This window comes from Bradyrhizobium sp. CCGUVB1N3 (assembly GCF_024199925.1).
Lineage (GTDB): Bacteria > Pseudomonadota > Alphaproteobacteria > Rhizobiales > Xanthobacteraceae > Bradyrhizobium.
Map to the genome: position 1 here is coordinate 2,022,543 of NZ_JANADR010000001.1, position 19,582 is coordinate 2,042,124.

General features: G+C 64.7%; 21 protein-coding genes and 1 pseudogene. 11 read left to right on the forward strand and 11 right to left on the reverse strand.

From position 1 onward, the window contains the following. Positions 1–12: 12 nt before the first annotated feature. Positions 13–774: a GntR family transcriptional regulator gene (locus tag NLM33_RS09595; protein WP_254095828.1), complete on the reverse strand. Its 762-nt coding sequence runs from the start codon at positions 772–774 to the stop codon at positions 13–15. Positions 775–925: 151 nt separating this feature from the next. Here NLM33_RS09595 and NLM33_RS09600 point away from each other — a divergent pair, with 151 nt between their 5' ends. Genes NLM33_RS09600 through NLM33_RS09610 form a run of 3 tightly spaced genes read left to right on the forward strand, consistent with a single transcriptional unit; the run spans position 926 to position 3,973 of the window. Further along, positions 926–2,125: a mandelate racemase/muconate lactonizing enzyme family protein gene (locus NLM33_RS09600; protein WP_254095829.1), complete on the forward strand. Its 1,200-nt coding sequence runs from the start codon at positions 926–928 to the stop codon at positions 2,123–2,125. A 10-nt stretch (positions 2,126–2,135) separates the two neighbouring features. Beyond that, positions 2,136–2,903 carry an SDR family oxidoreductase gene (locus NLM33_RS09605; protein ID WP_254095830.1) on the forward strand — a complete coding sequence of 256 codons (768 nt, stop codon included), beginning with the start codon at positions 2,136–2,138 and terminating at the stop codon, positions 2,901–2,903. Between the two features lie 38 nt (positions 2,904–2,941). Next, complete coding sequence (locus NLM33_RS09610; RefSeq protein ID WP_254095831.1) at positions 2,942–3,973, forward strand: L-idonate 5-dehydrogenase; 1,032 nt, start codon at positions 2,942–2,944, stop codon at positions 3,971–3,973. A 12-nt stretch (positions 3,974–3,985) separates the two neighbouring features. On the opposite strand, the gene NLM33_RS09615 is transcribed toward NLM33_RS09610, so the two are convergent. After that, positions 3,986–4,876, reverse strand: a complete 891-nt coding sequence (locus NLM33_RS09615) for a DUF3280 domain-containing protein (RefSeq protein ID WP_254095832.1) — start codon at positions 4,874–4,876, stop codon at positions 3,986–3,988. 193 nt (positions 4,877–5,069) lie between these two features. On the opposite strand from NLM33_RS09615, the pseudogene NLM33_RS09620 reads away from it, so the two are divergent. After that, positions 5,070–6,460: pseudogene (locus NLM33_RS09620) on the forward strand (histidine kinase). Further along, positions 6,457–7,119, forward strand: a complete 663-nt coding sequence (locus NLM33_RS09625) for a response regulator transcription factor (protein WP_254095833.1) — start codon at positions 6,457–6,459, stop codon at positions 7,117–7,119. Before NLM33_RS09620 ends, NLM33_RS09625 begins: the two are co-directional and overlap by 4 nt. An 11-nt stretch (positions 7,120–7,130) precedes the next feature. On the opposite strand, the gene NLM33_RS09630 is transcribed toward NLM33_RS09625, so the two are convergent. The 3 genes from NLM33_RS09630 to NLM33_RS09640 form a co-directional block, all read right to left on the reverse strand. Then, complete coding sequence (locus NLM33_RS09630; protein ID WP_254095834.1) at positions 7,131–7,976, reverse strand: hypothetical protein; 846 nt, start codon at positions 7,974–7,976, stop codon at positions 7,131–7,133. Between the two features lie 222 nt (positions 7,977–8,198). Continuing rightward, positions 8,199–8,687, reverse strand: a complete 489-nt coding sequence (locus NLM33_RS09635) for an SRPBCC family protein (RefSeq protein WP_254095835.1) — start codon at positions 8,685–8,687, stop codon at positions 8,199–8,201. Continuing rightward, entirely contained in the window at positions 8,687–9,076 is a 390-nt protein-coding gene (locus tag NLM33_RS09640; RefSeq protein WP_254095836.1) for a helix-turn-helix transcriptional regulator, read from the reverse strand. Before NLM33_RS09640 ends, NLM33_RS09635 begins: the two co-directional genes overlap by 1 nt. A 286-nt stretch (positions 9,077–9,362) precedes the next feature. On the opposite strand from NLM33_RS09640, the gene NLM33_RS09645 reads away from it, so the two are divergent. Beyond that, the gene (locus NLM33_RS09645) at positions 9,363–10,412 is read left to right on the forward strand and encodes a serine hydrolase (protein ID WP_254095837.1); all 1,050 of its coding nucleotides are present in this window, start codon (positions 9,363–9,365) and stop codon (positions 10,410–10,412) included. A 62-nt stretch (positions 10,413–10,474) separates the two neighbouring features. Here NLM33_RS09645 and NLM33_RS09650 read toward each other — a convergent pair whose 3' ends face one another. Together NLM33_RS09650 and NLM33_RS09655 are read right to left on the reverse strand one after the other, a co-directional pair. Next, positions 10,475–11,314, reverse strand: coding sequence for an outer membrane protein (locus tag NLM33_RS09650; RefSeq protein WP_254095838.1), 840 nt, complete (start codon positions 11,312–11,314; stop codon positions 10,475–10,477). Between the two features lie 283 nt (positions 11,315–11,597). Continuing rightward, complete coding sequence (locus NLM33_RS09655) at positions 11,598–12,302, reverse strand: SDR family oxidoreductase (RefSeq protein ID WP_254095839.1); 705 nt, start codon at positions 12,300–12,302, stop codon at positions 11,598–11,600. A gap of 112 nt (positions 12,303–12,414) precedes the next feature. On the opposite strand from NLM33_RS09655, the gene NLM33_RS09660 reads away from it, so the two are divergent. The 3 genes from NLM33_RS09660 to NLM33_RS09670 all read left to right on the forward strand — a co-directional run bounded on the left by NLM33_RS09660 (position 12,415) and on the right by NLM33_RS09670 (position 14,018). Then, positions 12,415–13,254, forward strand: coding sequence for a GNAT family N-acetyltransferase (locus tag NLM33_RS09660; protein WP_254095840.1), 840 nt, complete (start codon positions 12,415–12,417; stop codon positions 13,252–13,254). 81 nt (positions 13,255–13,335) lie between these two features. Continuing rightward, on the forward strand, positions 13,336–13,524 hold the full coding sequence (locus NLM33_RS09665) for a hypothetical protein (protein WP_254095841.1): 189 nt from the start codon (positions 13,336–13,338) through the stop codon (positions 13,522–13,524). Positions 13,525–13,700: 176 nt separating this feature from the next. Continuing rightward, positions 13,701–14,018: a hypothetical protein gene (locus NLM33_RS09670; protein WP_254095842.1), complete on the forward strand. Its 318-nt coding sequence runs from the start codon at positions 13,701–13,703 to the stop codon at positions 14,016–14,018. A gap of 12 nt (positions 14,019–14,030) precedes the next feature. On the opposite strand, the gene NLM33_RS09675 is transcribed toward NLM33_RS09670, so the two are convergent. Next, positions 14,031–14,465 (reverse strand): hypothetical protein, encoded by a 435-nt coding sequence (locus NLM33_RS09675; protein WP_254095843.1) that lies wholly within the window; start codon positions 14,463–14,465, stop codon positions 14,031–14,033. A gap of 638 nt (positions 14,466–15,103) precedes the next feature. On the opposite strand from NLM33_RS09675, the gene NLM33_RS09680 reads away from it, so the two are divergent. Beyond that, on the forward strand, positions 15,104–15,853 hold the full coding sequence (locus NLM33_RS09680) for a Crp/Fnr family transcriptional regulator (protein ID WP_254105708.1): 750 nt from the start codon (positions 15,104–15,106) through the stop codon (positions 15,851–15,853). 49 nt (positions 15,854–15,902) lie between these two features. Here the strand turns inward: NLM33_RS09680 and NLM33_RS09685 are convergent, their stop codons facing one another. The 3 genes from NLM33_RS09685 to NLM33_RS09695 form a co-directional block, all read right to left on the reverse strand. Next, the gene (locus NLM33_RS09685; RefSeq protein ID WP_254095844.1) at positions 15,903–16,094 is read right to left on the reverse strand and encodes a hypothetical protein; all 192 of its coding nucleotides are present in this window, start codon (positions 16,092–16,094) and stop codon (positions 15,903–15,905) included. Between the two features lie 48 nt (positions 16,095–16,142). Beyond that, the gene (locus NLM33_RS09690) at positions 16,143–16,346 is read right to left on the reverse strand and encodes a hypothetical protein (protein ID WP_254095845.1); all 204 of its coding nucleotides are present in this window, start codon (positions 16,344–16,346) and stop codon (positions 16,143–16,145) included. 200 nt (positions 16,347–16,546) lie between these two features. Beyond that, a complete protein-coding gene (locus NLM33_RS09695) occupies positions 16,547–17,023 on the reverse strand; it encodes a phasin family protein (RefSeq protein ID WP_254095846.1) in 477 nt (158 codons plus the stop codon). Between the two features lie 703 nt (positions 17,024–17,726). On the opposite strand from NLM33_RS09695, the gene NLM33_RS09700 reads away from it, so the two are divergent. Continuing rightward, positions 17,727–19,580: a nucleotide pyrophosphatase/phosphodiesterase family protein gene (locus tag NLM33_RS09700; RefSeq protein WP_254095847.1), complete on the forward strand. Its 1,854-nt coding sequence runs from the start codon at positions 17,727–17,729 to the stop codon at positions 19,578–19,580. The last annotated feature ends 2 nt before the right edge of the window (positions 19,581–19,582 follow it).

Below are 19,582 nucleotides of genomic sequence, written 5' to 3' on the forward strand. Positions count from 1 at the left end.
CCCTGAGATTTCTTACGTGCCGAGCAGCGGCTCGATGCTGCAATCGAGCAGGCGCGGATCAATCCCCACCTCCATCCCGACGAACATCGCATTCATGAAGTCGATCAGCGCGTCGCTGGCCTCGACCGCCGCTTCAACGCGGCGATTGGCGACGGCGTTCAAGATGTCGAGATGGCGATCGATGGTGCCGGACAAGTCGGTCTGCCCCGGCATGTGGCGGTGATGGATGAAGCCGATGCGGCGATACAGCGTGTGCAGCGGCCGCATCGTATGCGCGAGAAACGGCTCGCCGCCGGCCTCCAGGATCAGCGCATCGATCCGGCGGTCGATGCTGTTGAACTCGTCGAGCGTCAGCTTGGCCCGGCGCTCGCGCAGCACGCGCTCGATATGCAGGGCCTGGTTGCGGTGGGAAAGGCTGGCGCGATCGGCTGCGAGCCGGATCACGAAGCGTTCCATGTCGCGGCGGAGGCCCAACAGCATGCGCTCGCGGGCGAGATCAATCGGCGCGACCTGAAGGCCATGGCGCGGGCGGATGATGATCAGCGTGTCGCCGGCAAGCGTGTTGACGGCGTGGTGCACCGGCGTGCGGCCGAATCCCGTGATGTGCTGCAACTCCAGCATGGTCAGGAACTGACCCGGCCTCAGCTCGCAATTGACCAGCAGATCCTCGATCTTCTGATAGGCGAGCTCGACGAAATTGACGCGGTTGCGCCGGCCGATCGCGCCTTCACTTGCCGCATTGACCAGCTCAAGCGGGCGTTTGCGCCGCACCATGTTGTCCTCCCCATCGACCCCGCCTCGTTCCCGGGCCGGATCGCGTCTTGCTTGTGACATGTATAAAACATGTTGTGATATATTACAAGCGGGCGTATGACTGCGGCAACAAGACGGGCGCTCGCCGCGCTCTCAACGGGAGGATGCTGCCGTGAAGATCACGTCGATCGAGACGCTGCGCACCGAGGAATTCGCCAATGTGATCTGGGTGCGCGTCCACACCGATGCCGGCGTGATCGGCTTAGGTGAGACCTTTTACGGCGCAGGCGCCGTCGAAGCGCAGATCCACGACACCTTTGCCGGCCGCCTGCTCGGCCGCAATCCCCTCCACATCGAGGCGATCCATCGGGACATGCTCAATCTGCCGATGGCGCAGTCCTCGACCGGCGTCGAATATCGCGCGGCCTCCGCGATCGACATCGCGCTCTGGGACCTCTTCGGCAAGGTCTGCGGCCAGCCCGTGCACCAGATGCTCGGCGGCCTCTGCCGCGACAAGCAGCGCATCTACAACACCTGCGCCGGCACCAAATATGTCCGCTCCACCAACATACGCCCGGTCTCGAACTGGAATCTCGGCGAGGTGCAAAGCCCCTATGAAGACCTCGACGCCTTCATGAACCGCGCCGACGCGCTGGCCGAAAACCTCTTGGAAAGCGGCATCTCGGCCATGAAGATCTGGCCGTTCGACCCGGCCGCGCAGGAGAACAACGGCCTCTTCATCACCGCAGCCCAGATGAAGCGGGCGATCGAGCCGTTCGAGAAGATCCGCAAAGCCGTCGGCGACAAGATGGAGATCATGGTCGAGCTCCATTCGCTCTGGAACCTGCCGACCGCAAAACAGATCGCCCGCGCGATCGAGCCGTACAAGCCGACCTGGTATGAAGACCCGATCCGCATGAACTCGCCGCAGGCGCTCGCCGAATATGCGCGCTCGACCGACGTCTGGGTCTGCGCCAGCGAGACGCTCGGCTCGCGCTTCCCCTACAAGGACATGCTCGACCGCGACGCCATGCATGTGGTGATGGCGGATTTGTGCTGGACCGGCGGCCTCACCGAAGGCCGCAAGATCGCCGCGATGGCGGAGACCTATCACCGCCCCTTTGCACCGCATGATTGCATCGGCCCGGTCGGCTTCATCGCCGCGATCCACATGTCGTTCAGCCAGCCCAACACGCTGATCCAGGAATCAGTGCGCGCCTTCTACAAAGGCTGGTACAATGAGCTCGTCACCACGATGCCCGTGATCAAGGATGGCTACGTCTTCCCGATGGAAGGTCCCGGCCTTGGCGTCGACCTCCTGCCTGCGGTATACGACCGGTCCGATCTCACCGTGCGCCGCTCCAACGTTTGAGGATTCCTGGATGAGCACCACTTTGTTCGATCTCTCCGGCCGGACCGCGCTCGTCACCGGCTCCTCCCGCGGGCTCGGCCGCGCCATCGCCGAGGGCATGGCGAAAGCCGGCGCGAAGATGATCATCAACGGCGTCGATCCCAAGCGGGTCGAGCAGGCGGTCGCCGAGTTTCGCGCCGCCGGTCACGAGGCCGAAGGCGCCGCCTTCAACGTCACCGATGAACCCGCAATCGTAGCCAGCTTCGAGCGCTTCGACCGCCAAGGGCTCGCGGTCGACATCCTCGTCAACAATGCCGGCATCCAGCACCGCAAGCCGCTGGTCGAGTTCACCACCGACGAATGGCGCAAGGTGATCGAGACGGACCTGACCAGCGCCTTCGTGATCGGCCGCGAAGCCGCCAAGCGGATGATTCCGCGCAAGCGCGGCAAGATCATCAACATCGGATCGCTCGGCAGCGAGCTGGCGCGGCCGACCATCGCGCCCTACACCGCGGCCAAGGGCGGCATCAAGAATCTCACCCGCTCGATGGCCGTGGAATGGGCCCAGCATGGCATCCAGGCCAACGCGATCGGCCCGGGCTACATGCTGACCGACATGAATGAGGCGCTGGTCAACAACGCCGATTTCAACAACTGGCTGATGGGGCGTATCCCGTCGAAGCGCTGGGGCAAGCCTGACGAGCTGGTGGGCGCCGCGGTTTTCCTTGCTTCCGACGCCTCGACTTATGTCAACGGTCAGATCATCTATGTCGATGGCGGCATGATCGCCGCGATGTGATCGCGCCCCACCACTGAACGAACTGAAGGAGTGAGCCCATGCGTGCCGTCGTCATCCACGCGCCGAAGGATCTGCGGATCGACAGCTTTGCCGATCCCGCGCCCGGCCCAGGTGAAGTCCGTGTGAAGATCGCCAATGGCGGCATCTGCGGCTCCGACCTGCACTATTATCACCATGGCGGCTTCGGCACCGTACGCATCCAGCAGCCGATGGCGCTCGGGCACGAGATCGCCGGCGTCGTTGCCGCGGTCGGTGAAGGCGTCTTGCGTGTGAAGCCGGGCACGCGTGTCGCGGTCAATCCCAGCAAGCCGTGCGGCCAGTGCCTGCATTGCCAGGAGGGCATGCGCAACCAGTGCCTCGACATGCGCTTCATGGGCAGCGCAATGCGCAATCCCCACGTCCAGGGCGGCTTTCGTGAATACGTCACGGTCGACGCAGCGCAGGCCGTGCCGATCGCCGAAAAACTGTCGCTCGCGGAAGCCGCGATGGCCGAGCCGCTCGCGGTGTGCCTGCATGCCGGCAAGCAGGCCGGTCCCCTCCTCGGCAAGCGCGTGCTGGTCACCGGCTGCGGCCCGATCGGCGCGCTGATGATCCTGGTGTCGCGCTTTGGCGGAGCCGCCGAGATCGTGGTGACTGACGTGGCCGACGCGCCGCTGGCAGTCGCCAGGAAGCTCGGCGCGACCCATGCCATCAACGTCGCGAACAACGCCGCGGCACTGGATCCCTGGCGCGCCGGCAAGGGCGTGTTCGACACGCTGTTCGAAGCGTCCGGCAACCAGGCGGCGCTGCGCACCGCGCTCGACTTGCTGCGCCCCGGCGCGACCATCGTGCAGCTCGGCCTCGGCGGCGAGATGACGCTGCCGATCAATTCCATCGTCGCCAAGGAGTTGCAGCTCCGCGGCACCTTCCGCTTCGATCCGGAGTTCGAGCTTGCGGTGCGGCTGATGGGCGAAGGGCTGATCGACGTGAAGCCACTGATCTCGGCCTCGCTGCCGTTCGAGAACGCGGTCGCCGCCTTCGAGCTCGCCAGCGACCGGTCTCAGTCGATGAAGGTGCAGTTGACGTTCTGAGGCGCCGGTCGCCTACTGGCCCTCGATCAGGCGATCGCTGACCAGCCGCACGGCGCCGCGATCCCAGGAATAGTCGGCGCCCATGCGCAAGCCGCTGTCGCCGCGCGCGACGACCTGGCCGGTCCTGACGTCACGGACCTGGAATCCGATCGTATATTCGGTGCGGCTGACCCGCCGTACCACGCCGATCAGCGACTGGTCCGCCCCGAGCTTCCCGGCAATTTCTGCATCGCAGCCGCCGCAGTCGCGCAGCGCATGGCGCGCAACCGCTTCCCCGCTCGCGCCGCTGACGTCGACCAGGCGGTAGCGGCCGGATTGCGCGAGGCGATCGCGCACGCCGTTCGTGACCTCGACCAGATGCGCGGTATCGGACTCGCTAACGCCCGCCGAGGGTGCGGCCGTGGTGTCCTCGAGCTCGAAAGCGAACACCGCAAGCGCGACCGGCACAGGCCGCGCGAGCGCTTCAATCACCTCGCGGGAGACGAACGCCTCGGCGCGATCCCAGGCTTCGTCACTGTCGCCGCGGAAAGTGTAGAGCTTCTCGAACAGGACCTTTTTGGCACCGATATCGATCACGGCCGCCCTCGCCCACTGCACCAGCGTGCTCGTCTTCTGGACGCCACCGACGATCCTGAATTTTGCATCGGCCTGCCCGGCGGGCGTGAGCCGATAGCGCTTGTCCGCCTCGACATCCCGCCGCAGCGCGACCATGAACGCGTTGAGCCGCTTCTCGTGAGCGGCGGTCTGGTCGACCGGCTCGCCGGACGTGTCGAGATAGCTGAAATCCTCGATTGTCACGCCGACCGGCGCTGCCGTGGCCGCCTCGGTGCCCGCACTGGCCGGTCGGACATCCAGCAGGACAGCGAGAAGAAAAGCAGAGAGGATCAACCGGGAGAGGTGCATGCGCTGGCCTCGTGTGCTGGAGCGGACCCGCAAATCTAGGCCGGCAGCCTCGGGCCGCGCAGCCGTGCCCGTCCCGGCGAGTGCCGGGAAAATTTCACGACTGTGCTTCGGGACGGCAGCGGGCGCTTTCCGCCGCTTGTGTTCTGCCGTTTAATGCGGACGGGACAATACCGTCCGCGCCAGGTGCCCGCCGATGTGGAACCGCCCGAGGTTCGATCTCAAGGTCCGTCTGACGTTGCGCGTGGCCGCCGTATCGGCCGCCTGCTTCGCCGCGATCTCCGCCTACTTCCTCATCACGGCCGACCGCGCGGTGCATGCGCGTATCGACGGTATCGCCGCCATCGTGGCGAAGACGCTGGAGCTGCAACAGGGCAAAGTCCAGTGGGTGAACAGCCCGCGCTCGGACTTTCCGAACCTTGATCCCGTCGCGGCCTTCGTGATGACGCCCGGCCTGTGTCTCGCATTCCGTGGCGCGAACGGCGAGATGCTGCAACGTTTCTGTAGCGGCGCGCCGAACCCGGCGAGCGTGCCGCCGCAGGCGTTCGCGGCCTTCTATCGCGGCCTGTTCGACCCCGGCCGCGAAGCGGCACGGCCCGTGATCGCGCGCGGAGCGAAGCTCGGCGACGCCGTGGTCTGGTTCGATCCGGCCGTGCAGACCGCGGAGGCCTGGCACGAGGCCGGCCGCCTGATGACCGTGCTTGCGATCACGCTGCCGCTGTTGTGCGTCCTGGTCTACGCAGCGCTGGCGCGCGCGCTGCGTCCGACGCAGGTCGTTCGCGCCGGCCTCGAACGGATTGCCGCCAATGACCTTACCGCGCGGCTGCCACCCTTCGATCTCGCGGAGCTGTCGGCGATCCGCGACGTCTTCAATCATCTGGCTGCGAGTCTTGCCGGCGCGCTGTCCGAACGCAGCGAGCTGACGCGCAGGCTGATCGCGCTCCAGGACGAGGAGCGCCGCCATCTCGCGCGCGAGCTGCACGACGAGTTCGGCCAGTCGCTCGCCGCAATCCGCGCGCTCGCCGCATCCGCCCGCCAGACCGCGGCGCAGGACTGCCCCGCATTGCTGGGAGAATGCGACAGCATTGCCCGGACCGCGACCGGCATGATGGAGACGCTGCGCGGCGCGCTGTTCCGCCTGCGGCCGCCCGATGTCGAGGAGCTCGGCCTCATCGCGAGCCTCGAAGGCCTGGTGTCGGGGTGGAACGGCCGTAGCCGCGGCCAGACGCGCTTCGATATCCGCTTCGAGGGCGCCTTCGAGAACCTGCCGCCTCCATCAGCGCCAATCTCTACCGCATCGTGCAGGAAGCGCTCACCAATGCGGCCAAGCACGCCGGCGCCACGAAGGTCAGCCTGCATCTGGCGATGGCCGCAAACGAGATCGCGCTCGCCATCGACGATGACGGCCGGCCGAACGATGCCGCCGTCAAATCCGGCATGGGCCTGCTGGGCATGCGCGAGCGCGTCGCGGCGATGCGCGGCCGGCTCAGCTTCACGGCCGGGCCGGACGGCGGCTCCGCCTTGCGCGTCGTGATTCCGGTCAGCCCTGCCGACGGGCAGCTGGAAGCTCTGGAGGACGCGGCATGAGCGAGGCCGGCTGGGCCATCATGCTGGTCGACGACCACGCCGTCGTCCGCGAGGGCTATCGCTCCGTCCTGCAGAAGCAGCCGGGACTGCGCGTCGTCGCCGAGGCCTCGGACGGCGCGGAAGCCTATCGGCTGTTCAAGGAGTGCACGCCTGATCTGATCATCATGGATCTGAGCATGCCCGGCATCGGCGGCCTCGAGGCCATCCGGCGGATCAGGCAGTGGGACAAGGCCGCAAAAATCCTCGTCTTCACCATGCATCAGAACGCGGGCTTCGCCGTGCAGGCGATCCGCGCCGGCGCGAGGGGCTACGTCACCAAGACCAGCCCGCCGGAGACGCTGGTGCGCGCGGTGATGGACGTGCTTGCGGGGCGGGTCGCCATCAGTCCCGACATCGACCACGAGCTCGCGCTGAGCCGGCTCGCCGGCGAGAGCTCGGCGACCGACGTCCTGACGGCGCGCGAATTCGAGGTGCTCAGGCTCCTGCTCGCCGAACGCTCCACCGAGGAGATCGCCGAGACGCTCCACGTCAGTCCCAAGACGGTCGCGAACCTGCACTCCCTGATCAAGGGCAAGCTCGGCGTCGAGTCGGATATCGAGCTCGTCAGGCTCGCGCTACGCCAGGGGATATTGACCCAAGTCGATCTCGGCGAGGCCTGACGCGCTTTGGCTCAAACGAGGTAGCGCGTCAGATAGCCTTCCATCGCATAGACCGCGCACAGCGCCAGGCTCGACCATACCGCCGCGCTGAAATAGAGCGCCATCCAGGCGAGCTCACCCTTCCAATGCGCGACGTCATGCGTCACGACCCAGCGGGTGGCGACGTCATGAAGACCTTCGAGCAGGCCGAGCAGCCTGCCGCCTTCGGGATGCCCTGCCCGCCAGCGGCTCAGATACATCGGCACGTCGACGGTGACGAGAAAAGCGAGATAGCAGGCGATCCCGACGATGCCGGCAATGAGCCCCCAGCGCACCGGCCCCTGGAATTCGGGCAGCAGCCGGCACAGCGCTATCCCGACCAGGAAGAAGACCACCGCCCACAGCGAATTCTCGATGGCGTTGTAGAGGTAGTTGGTGGTCAGCACCGCGTACCAGGAAAAGCATTCGGCGATGATGATCACGGGCACGATCACCCAGGCGATATTCACCGTGGTCTCCGCCCCCGCCATGCCGCCGAGCTGGGCGAGGATGATCGCCCATTGCGCGGCGAAGCAGAGTTCAGCGACGGTTGCGACCGAGCGGCCGACGAATACGCTCGACAGCCAGGTGTCGAACAAGCAGATGCGCTGCACGTCGGCGCGCGGCAGGAACGAGCGGAATGCGCAGCCGAACACGTAGCCGGCGCAGAGCAGCAGCATGAGCCCGATGCCCGACACGCCGCCGAAGCCGCCCGTCGGGACCTGGTAGAATTCGCGATACAGCATGAACCAGACGAGGATGTTGACGTTGCTGACCAACGTCAGGGAACCCCACCACCAGGCCAGGGGATTTGACCTCGCCTGCAACATCAACCGCATCGACCGCTCCGCTTTTTATCGAACTGACATCAAGCGGTAGCAATACTGTCACAATAAGGCAGCCGGTTGCGACAAAAATCTGCGTGACGGCCCTGATTCGCAGACTTCGGCGGCGCGAAGTATTTGGTCTGACGTCATTCCGGGGCGATGCGACGGGACCGCGCTAGGCGCGGCCCGGAGCATCGAACCCGGAATGACGGCCTGGCGGCTTGTGAGCCGCACTCACCCCTTCGCCGCCTCGACATGGGCGGCAAGCTTGTCCAGCGTCTGGTAGCCGAGCTCGACGGCACCGAAGCCGATCACGGTCTCGCGCTGCGCGGCCGTCGGGTGCAGTTGCCGCAGCGTCAGCACGGTCTTGTCGCCGTGGGCATCGAAGGTGACTGTCATGCGGAACATGCCGGGGTCCTCGTCCTCGTCGACGCCGTGATTGACCTCGATCAGCCGCGGCTTGTCGATGCGCAGGAAGCGCATGCGGTTCGGATAGACCGTGCCGTCAGGCCCGATCATGTCGAAACGCCAGACCCCGCCGACGCGGACGTCGATTTCCTTGGTCTCGGTCCTGAAGCCCGCCGGCCCGAACCATTGCGGCAGATGCTTTGGGTCGGACCACGCCTCGAACACCAGCTCGCGCGGCGCGTCGATCACACGCGACAGCACGATCTCGCGATCGAGCGACCATTGCGACAGAGCGGGGTTGGCAGAACTCGTCATCACTCAGCACCTTTCCGTTTGGTTGTTCGGGACGGCCGCTTGGCAGCTGCCCTCTCCTTCTCTTTCTTCAGCGTCATCACATAGGCCTCGACGCGGTCGAGGCGCGCTTCCCAGATCGCCCGTTGCTGCTGGAGCCAATCCTCCGCGCCCGCCATCGCGTCCGGCCGCAGCCGGCAGGTGCGCACGCGTCCGAACTTTTCGGACACGACGAGGCCACTCTCCTCGAGCACGCGGATGTGCTTCATGAAGCTCGGCAGCGCCATTGCAAAGGGATCGGCAAGCTCGCCGACCGACGCCTCGCCGGCGCACAGCCGCATCACGATCGCCCTGCGCGTCGGGTCGGACAGCGCGCCGAAGACCTGGTCGAGTCGGGACAATTGGTTAGCCATACGGCTAACTATAGATGGAGCGCCGAACGCCGTCAATGATTGTTAGCCGCTTAGCTTAGTTTCTTTGCCACCGTGGACGGGTGGAACCGTCCCCGCGCAATCGTGAATTGGGATGCGCGACATTTGCCGATAAGAGTGAAACGGGGGCGCATCGAACTGATCATCAGACTACGTGCATCCTCTTGCTCCCTCATCACGCCCAGCCATCAGCCGGCGGTTCCTTGCCAGGGCCGCGCTGCTGCCATTTGCACTTGGTTTCGCCCGCGCTGCCAACGCGGACTCCGACATGATCCCGATGTTGCGGGACGTCGTGGCCACAGAGCTCGCGCCGACGGCGACGCCGGATCATCCCGGCGGCCTCGCCGCCGCGCTCTATGCGGGCCGTCACGTCGACTTCTTCAACTACGGCTTCGCCGACGACGCCACCAGGCGTCCGGTCACATCGGACACGCTGTTCAACCTCGCCTCCTTGCGAAAGACTTTTGAGGCGACGCTGGTCGCGCTCGGGGTGCGCCGCGGCGAATTGCGGCTCGACGAGCACGTGGCGGCGTATCTGCCCGAACTCGACGGCAATTATATCCGCCGTGTCACGATCGGCGAGCTCGTCACGCATACATCCGGCCTGCTGCTGCCGACGGATCATCCGCCCTGGCCGAACGAGTCGTTCAGCCTCGGCGAGTTCCTCGATATGCTCAACGCCTGGACGCCGCCGCAGGGCATCGAGCCCGGCAAGCAGCGCATCTACACCCATGCCGGTTACGTGCTGCTCGTGCTCGAGCGCCGCTATCGCGTCCCGATCAGCGAGCTGATCGCAAACCGAATCCTGAAGCCGCTCGGCATGACCTCGACATTCGTGCCGGAGCGCACGCCCGACAATCGCGCGATGTTGAGTGATGCGCAGATGGCGCGCGCCGTGCAGGGCTATTCGGATCAGGGCACGCCGATCGGAGCGCCCGGCAATCAGCAGAGCTATTTCGACTTTCCGGGCACCGGCCAGATGTTCTCGTCCGCGCGCGACCTCGCGACCTTCGTCGCGGCCTGCGCGGACGGCAGGTTGATCGAGCCCGAGCTGGGCGAGGCCATCCGGATGACGCAGCACGAGAGCTTCCCCGTCGACGAGAAATTCGGCCAGGCCATGGCTTGGGAGACCGTGCATCTCGACGGTGTGACGGTGCTCGACAAGCCGGGCGGACTCAACAACACCTCCGGCTATATCGGCCTCGTGCCCACACGAAGGCTCGGCATCGTCCTGCTCGCCAATCGCGGCGAATATCCGCACGAGATCGCGCGCTACAAGATCCTGCCGGCGCTGGCGCGGCTGGTCGCATCGCGATGAGACGCCGGAAAGAGAAAGCCCCGGCTGAGCCGGGCTTTCGTCAGATCCGCTCCTGCGGACGCTCAGTACCTGGCGACGACCGGGCCGCCGAACTTGTAGTTCACGCCGACGCGGACGATGTTCGACTTGAGATCGACCGAATGGGTGAAAGTCTGGGCGGGCATCGGAAAGGCGGCGCCGCCGAAGGGCGCCGTGAGATTGTTGCTGGTCATGCTGGCGCGACCGAGATCGACATAGAGATATTCGGCCTTCAAGGACCAGCCGTTGCCGACCGCGTATTCGCCACCGAGGCCCGCGGTCCAGCCGACGCGCGTGTCACGGATCGCGCCGGATTCGGTCGCCGACGCGAACGTATCGGTGAAGGTGAAATTGGCCTTCACGTCGGCGATCGCGGCGCCGCCGGTGGCGTAGATCAGCCAGTTCGGCGTGGCGAGGAAGCCGACGCGGCCGCGGATGGTAGCCAGCCAATCAGCCGAGACCGAGGAGTTGACTGTGAAGCTGCTAAATGTGCAGCAAGGATACACCGCCGAGCCGCTCGCGCTGCCCTTGAAGCCGAAATAGTTGATGTCGCCTTCGAGGCCGAACACCGCATTGTTGACTTGCCAGTTGTAGCCGGCCGTGAAGCCGCCGGTCACACTGGAGCTGTTGATATGCTGCGCGCCTACGGTGCCGATGGCGGTCACGCTCGAATCCGCGAAGTAAGTGGCCACCGGGAATAGGGTCGTCGTGCTCGGATCCGAACTGCCCCACTGCCCGCCGACGTTGCCGCCGATGTAGAAGCCCGTCCAGTTGTAGACCGGCGCCATCGCAGGTGCCTTGGTGTAGCTCGGCGCGAGATCCGCCGCGAACGCGGACGCGGTTCCAAACAGAGCCAGCGAAAGGGCCAGGGCAATTTTCTTCATTTCAATCTCCAGCTCTTCGTGCGAGCGGTGTCGCGTCCCAAAGCATCCGGCCGGAAGCGTCCGGCGCAAGATCGGGAATAATCTCCGCGCGTGCGGCCGTCTTGTTCTGCGGCGAACTTCGTTTGGACTGCGGCGAACTCTTGGGATCATTGCGCGACGGCTGTTGCCGATCCGGCACATTCCAGTGCCGCCCACGCCAATCGCACCACGCCCGCGGCGACAATCCGGCGCGCAAAGCCAGACGTCGCCGGCAAGTTCGAATTGGCTCGAGGCGCCCGCAGCCTCACACCGACCGCGTCAGCCCGCCATCGACGCGGAGGTTCTGCCCGGTGATGTAGGCGGCGCCATCGGAGGCGAGGAACGAGATCGTCGCGGCGATCTCCTCGACCTTGCCATAGCGCCGCATCGGCACGCTGTCGCGACGCGCGTCCGTCGCCGGCAGACTGTCGATCCAGCCCGGCAGCACGTTGTTCATGCGGATGTTGTCGGCGGCATAGGTATCGGTGAAGATCTTGGTGAAGGCCGCAAGGCCGGCGCGGAACACCGCCGAGGTCGGAAACATCGCGCTCGGCTCGAACGCCCAGGCGGTCGAGATATTGATGATCGCACCCTGCTTCTGTGCCTGCATGATCGGCGTGACCAGCCGCGTTGGGCGGATCACGTTCAAGAGATAGGTGTCCATGCCGGCGTGCCACTGCTCGTCCGTGATCTCGACGATCGGCGCGCGCGGCCCGTGGCCGGCGCTGTTGACGAGCACGTCGATGCGCCCCCACTCCGCCATGGCGCCATCGACCAGGCGCTTGAGGTCGTCGTTGGACTTGTTCGAGCCGGTGATGCCGAGCCCGCCGAGCTCGTTCGCAAGCGCCTCACCCTTGCCGGAGGAGGACAGGATCGCGACGCGAAACCCGTCGGCAGCAAGCCGCCGTGCGGCGCCCGCCCCCATGCCGCTACCGCCTGCGGTGACGAGTGCGACCTTCTCTGCTGCCATGTTGATCCCCGGCTGTTGTCATGACTTGGCTGTCAAGACTCGGCGACAGGTTTATGCGCCGCCCGTCCGGACGTATAGTCCGATCATGAGGCCCTGCACACGATGATTGACCATGGGTGATCTGCAAATCCGCACCATGCGCGCCGACGACATCGTGCTCGCCGCCAACTGGGCGGCGGCCGAAGGCTGGAATCCGGGTTTTTCGGATGCCGCCTGCTTCGCCGTCGTCGACCCCTCAGGCTTTCTCATCGGCGAGATCGACCGCACACCGGTCGCCACCGTCTCCTGCGTCAATTACGATGATCGCTTCGCATTCCTCGGCTTCTACATCGTGCGCAGCGAGCTGCGCGGCCGCGGCTACGGCTTGCGCATCTGGAACGCGGCGATTGCGCATGCGGGCGCGCGCGTGATCGGGCTCGACGGCGTCGTCGCACAGCAGGACAATTACAGAAAATCCGGCTTTGCGCTCGCCTACGCCAACATCCGCTATGGCGGCACCATCGCGGCACCGCCCCAGCCTGCCGGCATCATCGCGCTCGACAAAATTCCGCCAGCGCTGCTGGAGGCGGACGACGCCACCGTCTTCCCCGCCCCGCGCAGCGCCTTCCTGCGCGCCTGGGTCGGCGCGCCCGGCCATATCGGCCGCGCGCTGCTGCGCGAAGGCAAGCTCGCCGGATGGGGCGTGATCCGCCCCTGCCGGCACGGTCACAAGATCGGCCCGCTGGTCGCCGACGACCGCGCCGGCGCGGAGGTCATCATGCAGGCGCTGCTCGCCGGCGCAGGTGGAGGCGAGGTTTTTCTCGACGTCGCCGGCGTCAACCGCGAGGCGATTGCGCTGGCGGAAAGCTTTGGCCTTACGCCGACCTTCGAGACGGCGCGCATGTATACGGGCGCCATCCCGCCGCTACGGCTGGACCGTCTGTTCGGCGTAACCAGCTTCGAGCTCGGCTAGCGTTTTGCCGGCCTGCATCGATCCGATCTGCGCAATCTGTTCCACACGCGGGCAGCCCGTTTCGCGCTATGGTCCGCTCGATTGATCACCGGCCTGACCTTCGTGCCAGGATCGGCAAAAATGATTGCAAGGCGGGGTTACCCATTGTGCGGCATGATTCAGGATAACCACGCCAAGACGCCAGATTTCTGGCGGGGCTACGTCATTGCTGGCGTGGTCCTCGGCGTGATCCTGGTGCTCGAGCTGATCGCGTCGATCTGGCTGGGGTGAAGGGGCTCGCGACCGCCGGTTGGCGACAAGCGAATCCGATCCAGCGCGATCTGCGCAAACTGTTCCGTGTGGCCAAAGCGGCGCAGCGATATTGATCGACGGCATAGCCGATGTTGCGGGCTATTCGAAGACGACTCTTTTCACGTTCTTATTTCAATGATTTCAGAGAAGCTCAGATGACCGACGTCAGGACCAAAGGCCGTTCCAATCCCACGACAGCCAACGCGCTACCTCGTCCGACGCTCGCCTATGTGGCGCTGCTGGCGGTGGCGATCGCCTATGGGCTGCACGCCCTCTTCATCTCCGGCCCCGCCATGCGCGAGGCCGCCCAGGCCCAACTGGAGCAGATCATTGCGGACGAGGACCGCGACGTCTGCGGTCAGTTCGGGATCCGCCCGGGCACGTCGCAGTTCGCCACGTGCAGCAACGAGCTCGCGATCGTCAGGCAGAAGCAGTCGGACCGCGATCGCGCCGCGGCCGAAGGCATTCTCTGAGCCGAAGCGCGCTCAGTAGCAGCGCATGATGTTGACGGTCTGCTCGCCGCCGCGGCCGGGCACCGTCACGGTCTCCGACGGGCAGCTCGGCACATAGGGCCGATCCGACGGCACGACGTTCGGCGGATAGCGGTGAGCCCAGTCCCAGGGCACGTCATAGGTGTAGGTGTAGCGGACGTCGTTGGCGACCGGCGGCTGGGCCATCTCGGGGGCATAGGAGTCGCTCGTGGAAGGCTCGTAGTAGAAGCCGCCGCCGCCCGGCCAGGAAACAAACGAATTTCGGCGATGGAACCGCGCCGACGGCGCGATCGGCGGATGGACGGCGGCCGGTGCTCCGACCACGCCATGGGGCGCGGCGCCCGATCTCGCAAAACTGTTGCTGGTGGCAAGAAGCAGCGCGGCTGCGCTTAGCGAGGCGAGCAACGCCCCATATGATCTATACGTCATGGTACGCACCAACTGGTTTGGCCTGCGATGCAGCTCCCCACCAGCACGCTAGGCCGGGCCGTCGGCCCCCCGCAAACCTATAATTAATTGTTGGTTAAGGCACGGGATTAACGGGGCGGTTCCCGCCCCCGCCCTGCCAAAGCGTCATGATCCCGACCGTCACGGCTCGCACGCGCGGGACGACCATCGAGGCGAGGTATGGCGGCCCCGTGAGCTCCGTTGCGCTGTCGCGCGTCACGCCAGGGCGCACGTCGCGGAACCTGCGGCAAGTGCACTCACATTTCCCAAATTTCAGATGTTGCGTGACATTTAAAGCACATGAGGGAACCTGGTTCGCGCACGCAGGTGGTCCTCCCTACGGTGTTACCCATTCGCGTTTTGCAATTCGTTTCTGACGACTTATCTGCTTCAACATATTTACACGTTGATTGCAGAATCGCTCCGAGCCGAAAATCGGACTCGCGAGAGCACAATTGAGCTTTTGGTTTTGTTGCGATGAAGGCGTTTTTGTCTGACTTGGAAGCCGACGTCCGTCGAGAGAGCCGATACGAAAATTTGCTAGGGCCGCCGTTCCACACCGTTCGGAGGTGTGGCGGGAGCCTCATGGCGAGTCACTTGCAGTGACAATCCCTAACGGAATGGACAACCGCCTTCTGAGAATATTGCCGCGAGCCGACCTTGATCTGCTCGCGCCCGAGCTCGAGAAGGTCGCGCTCAACCAGGATGTGATCCTCTCGCAAGCGGGCGAGCGGATGGAGCATGTCTTCTTCCCTCATAGCGGCGCGATCTCGCTCATGATCGAGATGGCAAACGGACAGACGGTTGCCACTGCGTCAATCGGGCGCGAAGGTGCAATCGGCATACTCTCCGTGTTTGGACCGTCGCTTTCGGTGATAACCGCCAACGTTCGTATGGCGGGAACCGCCTCGCGGATTCCGGCAGCGCGATTTCATGCTGCCTTTAGCCGGAGTCCCGCGATCCGGCAGGCGGTCCAGGTTCACATCACCTCGTTACTGACGCAGTTTCAACTTGGCGTGGCCTGCAATGCACTGCATCCGGTCGGAGCCCGGATGGCCCGCTGGCTGCTGCAACTGCGCGACTGCACCGATAGCGACATCCTCCCGCTCACTCAGGAGGCGCTGTCGCAGATGCTCGGTGTGCGACGAACCACAGTCACGCTCCTGATGCGCAATCTGCGCGAGTCCGGAGCGATCCGATCCGATCGACGGGGCAAAATCGAGGTTGATCGACCGCGGCTCGCCGCCGCCGCGTGCGAATGCCACGCCAGCATGCGTCGCCAGATCGCGGAGATCTTCTCGGCGAGCGCGCCCCGGTCTCACGCCTGGGCCGTGCCGGCCAATGCAACGGACACGGACAAGGCCGTTTGAGCGTTGCCGCGCGGCGCGCCTGGACTCGATCTGGATTTCCCGGCGTCGACTATCTCGTGTCCGCCTGATGAGACGCAAATTTGGATTGCGTCTCCAGCTTGCCAAGCTCGTGCAGGACCTTGGCCACCTCGCGCAATTCATTGCGCGCGGGGCCCGGCTTCAGCCGTCGCGCTTCGTCAAGAAAATCCTTTGCCTGCAGCAGCAACGTGGACACTTCACCGGAAACGTTCCTGTTCGCCATGGTAGGCCCCCTATCACAATCGTCGATGACAGCGTGCGATGATCAGGCCTAAAGACCTGCGCCGCTGCGCGCACGGAGGCTCGGCTCGTCAACCCAGGCTTCCTGTGCGAACCAGGCGTGATCGACGGAGCAGATCGGACAACGGGTGCGTGCGAAAAACACCGCGCTGCACCGAAAGCGCTCGCGATCCGTCGCGATGCCGGTCGGGATCGCGCGTCCGGTTTGCGGGCATTTGACCATGAGCATACCCATCTCTTCCTCCTCCTCGGAATCGACCTGATTATTGTTGGAGCAGGAACCAGCCGGTTGGATTGCGCCTCTTGTGTCGGTGCGTTGGGTTGGGGGGCATCACGCACCTTGCCATCGTCTGATCACGCATGGTGTGGGTCCATGCGAGTGGCGGGGCTTGTTCCAACCGGCCGGATTGCTCTCCTCTGCGAACCGCGGACGGTTCAACTGGCCTTTTGGAAAACTTTGGCGACGTGCTGTCTGATTGGCTCGCCCGATTGCGTTGCAAGCCTCTGCGCAAGCTCCCACAATTGCCTGTTCTGCGCCGCGGCGGCATCAAAAGCCCTGCGCGCTTCCGCCGCCGACGTGGTGAAAACGTCGGTCATCGACTTGCTGCTCGCGACACGAGCGAGGAAATCGATTGCGGAGCTGGCGTTCGCATTCGAAATTTCGATGACCTTGAGCCCGTAGTCGGTCGCAGTCCTGGCGCTGTTCGAATAAGTCTCGCGAAGCGCTTCCGTCGCCTCCTGCGAAACTGCCTTGATTTTCTCGCAACCCTCCTGCGTGCGAGCAGCTCGCTGCTCGGCAAGCTGCTCGAACAAGGGCTGCCAACTCACGTTCGGAAGTCCGAACGCGGACAGTCCGAAACCATTTGAACCATTTGCTGCTTTCACTTCGACTTTCGCTTCACTTTCGTTCACGCGCCTTATCCTCTACTCAAGCGAAGTCATTTCTCGCGACGCATGAGTTGCGCCGCGGGAGTCCACCCGCTTCCATGATCAGCCATTTTGATGAGCTTCAAACCCAGCCCGCACGACGACTATGCCTGACGAGGGAAAGGTCGTCCGTTCGATTTGCGACTCTCGCCGGAATTTTTTTCCCGAAATGTCAATACAAACTCTCGTATGTCCGGGAGATGACGTGGTGCATAGTGGGGATATCGTGCGCGACGGCTGACGGAACTTGCGCGGTGGCCAACGAAGACGGAACGGGGGGTTGTCCGGAAAGACAGCGGCTGCAAGGTATCGCAGCAGTTGGGTTCTGTGCCCGACCAGTCGGCCCAGCCAGGATCGCTAGCGCAGCCCGACGGACGAACCACCGCAGAAGCGGGTCACTTCGCGCCGCTCATATCGATCGACGAAATTCGGAATCATCGTATCCCCGCCTCGCCCCACTCGGAGGGCGTATCAAGCCACGGCACCTTGCTCCGTCATTGCAATGATGGCGTTGCGACAGCACGGGTGGCTCACCGCGTTGGCGAAAGCCGGGAACGACACCGAGCTGCCTTTCCCCATCATCCTTGCACAAACCCTCCGCTTGTAACAAAACCGTCATGCAGCAAAACTAAATGAAGGCGGCGGCCGCGGTCGGCCGCCAAGCCGCCTCACCGCTGGGAGAGATTTGATGCGCCGTTCACTGCTGTTGCTGTCCGCCGGACTGACAATGCTGTCCACCGGACTTGCCTCCGCGCAGAACAACACGCCCCGTAACCTGATCCTGTTCATCCCGGACGGCCTGCGCGCGCTGAAAGTCACGCCCGAGACCGCGCCGGCCATGGCCGAAATCCGCGACAAGGGCGTCAACTTCAAGAATTCGCATTCGCTATTCCCGACCTTCACCATGGCGAACGGCTCGGCGATGTCGACCGGGCACTATCTCGGCGACACCGGCGTGTTCTCCAACACGATCTGGACCGGCTACACCTCCGCCCCCGCCGGCGACACCGTGGTCCCCTTCATCGAGAACGACGCCGTGCTCGGCGACATCGACGAGCATTTCAAGGGCGACTATCTCAACGAAGAGACCATTTTGAAGATGGCCCGCGACAAGGGCCTTTCCACCGCGGCGATCGGCAAGCTCGGCCCGACCTACCAGTTCGACCACACCGATCACCCGGAAAAGGCCGGTCAGCACTCGATCGTGATTGACGATGCTACCGGCGGCAAGGCTGGCGTGGCACTGTCAGACGAGATGAAGGAGGCGCTGACCAAGGCCGGCCTGCCCGTTACCGCACCCTCACGCGGCGACAATGCCAAGGCGGGCGATGCCAAGACACCGGGCACCACGGTCGCCAACGTCGCCCAGCAGGCCTATTTCGCCGACGTCGCCGCCAAGGTCGTTCTGCCGATGTTCAAGGCGCGCAACAAGCCGTTCGTCCTGGTGCTCTGGTCACGCGATCCCGACGGCAGCCAGCACAACACCGGTGACAGCCTGAATCAGATCAAGCCGGGCATCAACGGGCCGACCTCGATGGCCGGCATCAAGAATGCCGACAACAACCTCGCCCAGCTCCGCAAGGCGCTGGACGAGCTCGGCCTTACGGCAAGCACCAACATCATCGTATCCGCTGACCACGGCTTCTCCACGATCTCCAAGGAAAGCAAGACCAGCCCCTCGGCCAAGGTCAGCTATGACGACACGCCGAAGGACTTCCTGCCGATGGGCTTCCTGGCGCTCGACCTTGCCAAGGCGCTGGACCTGCCGCTGTTCGATCCCAATGACAAGAACGCCGCCGTCACCGGCAACGCGCATCCGAAGGCGGGCAACGGCGTGCTGGGCAAGGATCCCACCAAGCCCGATCTCGTCGTCGCGACCAACGGTGGATCAGACCTGGTCTACCTGCCGAACAAGGACAAGAAGCTGGCGGCAAAGACGATCAAGGCGCTGCTCGAGCAGGACTATGTCTCCGGCCTGTTCGTCGACGACTCCCTCGGCCGTTTCCCCGGCACGTTGCCGCTGTCGCTGATCAATCTGCGCGGCAAGGCGGCGACGCCGACGCCGGCGATCGTCGTCAACTTCCGCTCCTATGCCAGCGATTGCGGCGAGGCGCCAACCAACTGCTCGGTGCAGGTCGCCGACACCGTGCTGCGCCAGGGTCAGGGCATGCACGGCAGCTTCAGCCGCGGCGACACCATGAACTTCATGGCCGCGATCGGGCCGGACTTCAAAGCCGGCTTCGTTGACGCGCTGCCGGTCAGCAATGCCGACGTCGGGATGACGGCGGCCAAGCTCATGGGGCTACGGACCTCCCAGAATGGCGGCCTGGTCGGCCGCGTGATGTCGGAAGCCCTGCCGAACGGCATCGTACCGAAGGCCTATGTCGGCGACGTCAAGTCGAAGCCTGCCGAGAACGGCCTGCGCACGGTCCTGAACTTCCAGCGCGTCGAGAGCCAGCGCTATTTCGACGCGGCCGGATTCCCGGGCCGCACGCTCGGCCTCGAGCCCGAGAGTGGCAAACAAAAAACGGCGGGGAAATAACC

Excerpts from the sequence above, each read along its gene's own strand:
- NLM33_RS09640 (WP_254095836.1), bottom strand. The coding sequence starts at position 9,076 with ATGGCTAACCAATTGTCCCGACTCGACCAGGTCTTCGGCGCGCTGTCC.
- NLM33_RS09635 (WP_254095835.1), bottom strand. The coding sequence starts at position 8,687 with ATGACGAGTTCTGCCAACCCCGCTCTGTCGCAATGGTCGCTCGATCGC.
- NLM33_RS09675 (WP_254095843.1), bottom strand. The coding sequence starts at position 14,465 with ATGACGTATAGATCATATGGGGCGTTGCTCGCCTCGCTAAGCGCAGCC.
- NLM33_RS09700 (WP_254095847.1), top strand. The coding sequence starts at position 17,727 with ATGCGCCGTTCACTGCTGTTGCTGTCCGCCGGACTGACAATGCTGTCC.
- NLM33_RS09680 (WP_254105708.1), top strand. The coding sequence starts at position 15,104 with ATGGACAACCGCCTTCTGAGAATATTGCCGCGAGCCGACCTTGATCTG.
- NLM33_RS09625 (WP_254095833.1), top strand. The coding sequence starts at position 6,457 with ATGAGCGAGGCCGGCTGGGCCATCATGCTGGTCGACGACCACGCCGTC.
- NLM33_RS09690 (WP_254095845.1), bottom strand. The coding sequence starts at position 16,346 with ATGGGTATGCTCATGGTCAAATGCCCGCAAACCGGACGCGCGATCCCG.
- NLM33_RS09645 (WP_254095837.1), top strand. The coding sequence starts at position 9,363 with ATGATCCCGATGTTGCGGGACGTCGTGGCCACAGAGCTCGCGCCGACG.
- NLM33_RS09660 (WP_254095840.1), top strand. The coding sequence starts at position 12,415 with ATGGGTGATCTGCAAATCCGCACCATGCGCGCCGACGACATCGTGCTC.
- NLM33_RS09630 (WP_254095834.1), bottom strand. The coding sequence starts at position 7,976 with ATGCGGTTGATGTTGCAGGCGAGGTCAAATCCCCTGGCCTGGTGGTGG.
- NLM33_RS09595 (WP_254095828.1), bottom strand. The coding sequence starts at position 774 with ATGGTGCGGCGCAAACGCCCGCTTGAGCTGGTCAATGCGGCAAGTGAA.
- NLM33_RS09650 (WP_254095838.1), bottom strand. The coding sequence starts at position 11,314 with ATGAAGAAAATTGCCCTGGCCCTTTCGCTGGCTCTGTTTGGAACCGCG.
- NLM33_RS09685 (WP_254095844.1), bottom strand. The coding sequence starts at position 16,094 with ATGGCGAACAGGAACGTTTCCGGTGAAGTGTCCACGTTGCTGCTGCAG.
- NLM33_RS09610 (WP_254095831.1), top strand. The coding sequence starts at position 2,942 with ATGCGTGCCGTCGTCATCCACGCGCCGAAGGATCTGCGGATCGACAGC.
- NLM33_RS09655 (WP_254095839.1), bottom strand. The coding sequence starts at position 12,302 with ATGGCAGCAGAGAAGGTCGCACTCGTCACCGCAGGCGGTAGCGGCATG.
- NLM33_RS09615 (WP_254095832.1), bottom strand. The coding sequence starts at position 4,876 with ATGCACCTCTCCCGGTTGATCCTCTCTGCTTTTCTTCTCGCTGTCCTG.
- NLM33_RS09605 (WP_254095830.1), top strand. The coding sequence starts at position 2,136 with ATGAGCACCACTTTGTTCGATCTCTCCGGCCGGACCGCGCTCGTCACC.
- NLM33_RS09670 (WP_254095842.1), top strand. The coding sequence starts at position 13,701 with ATGACCGACGTCAGGACCAAAGGCCGTTCCAATCCCACGACAGCCAAC.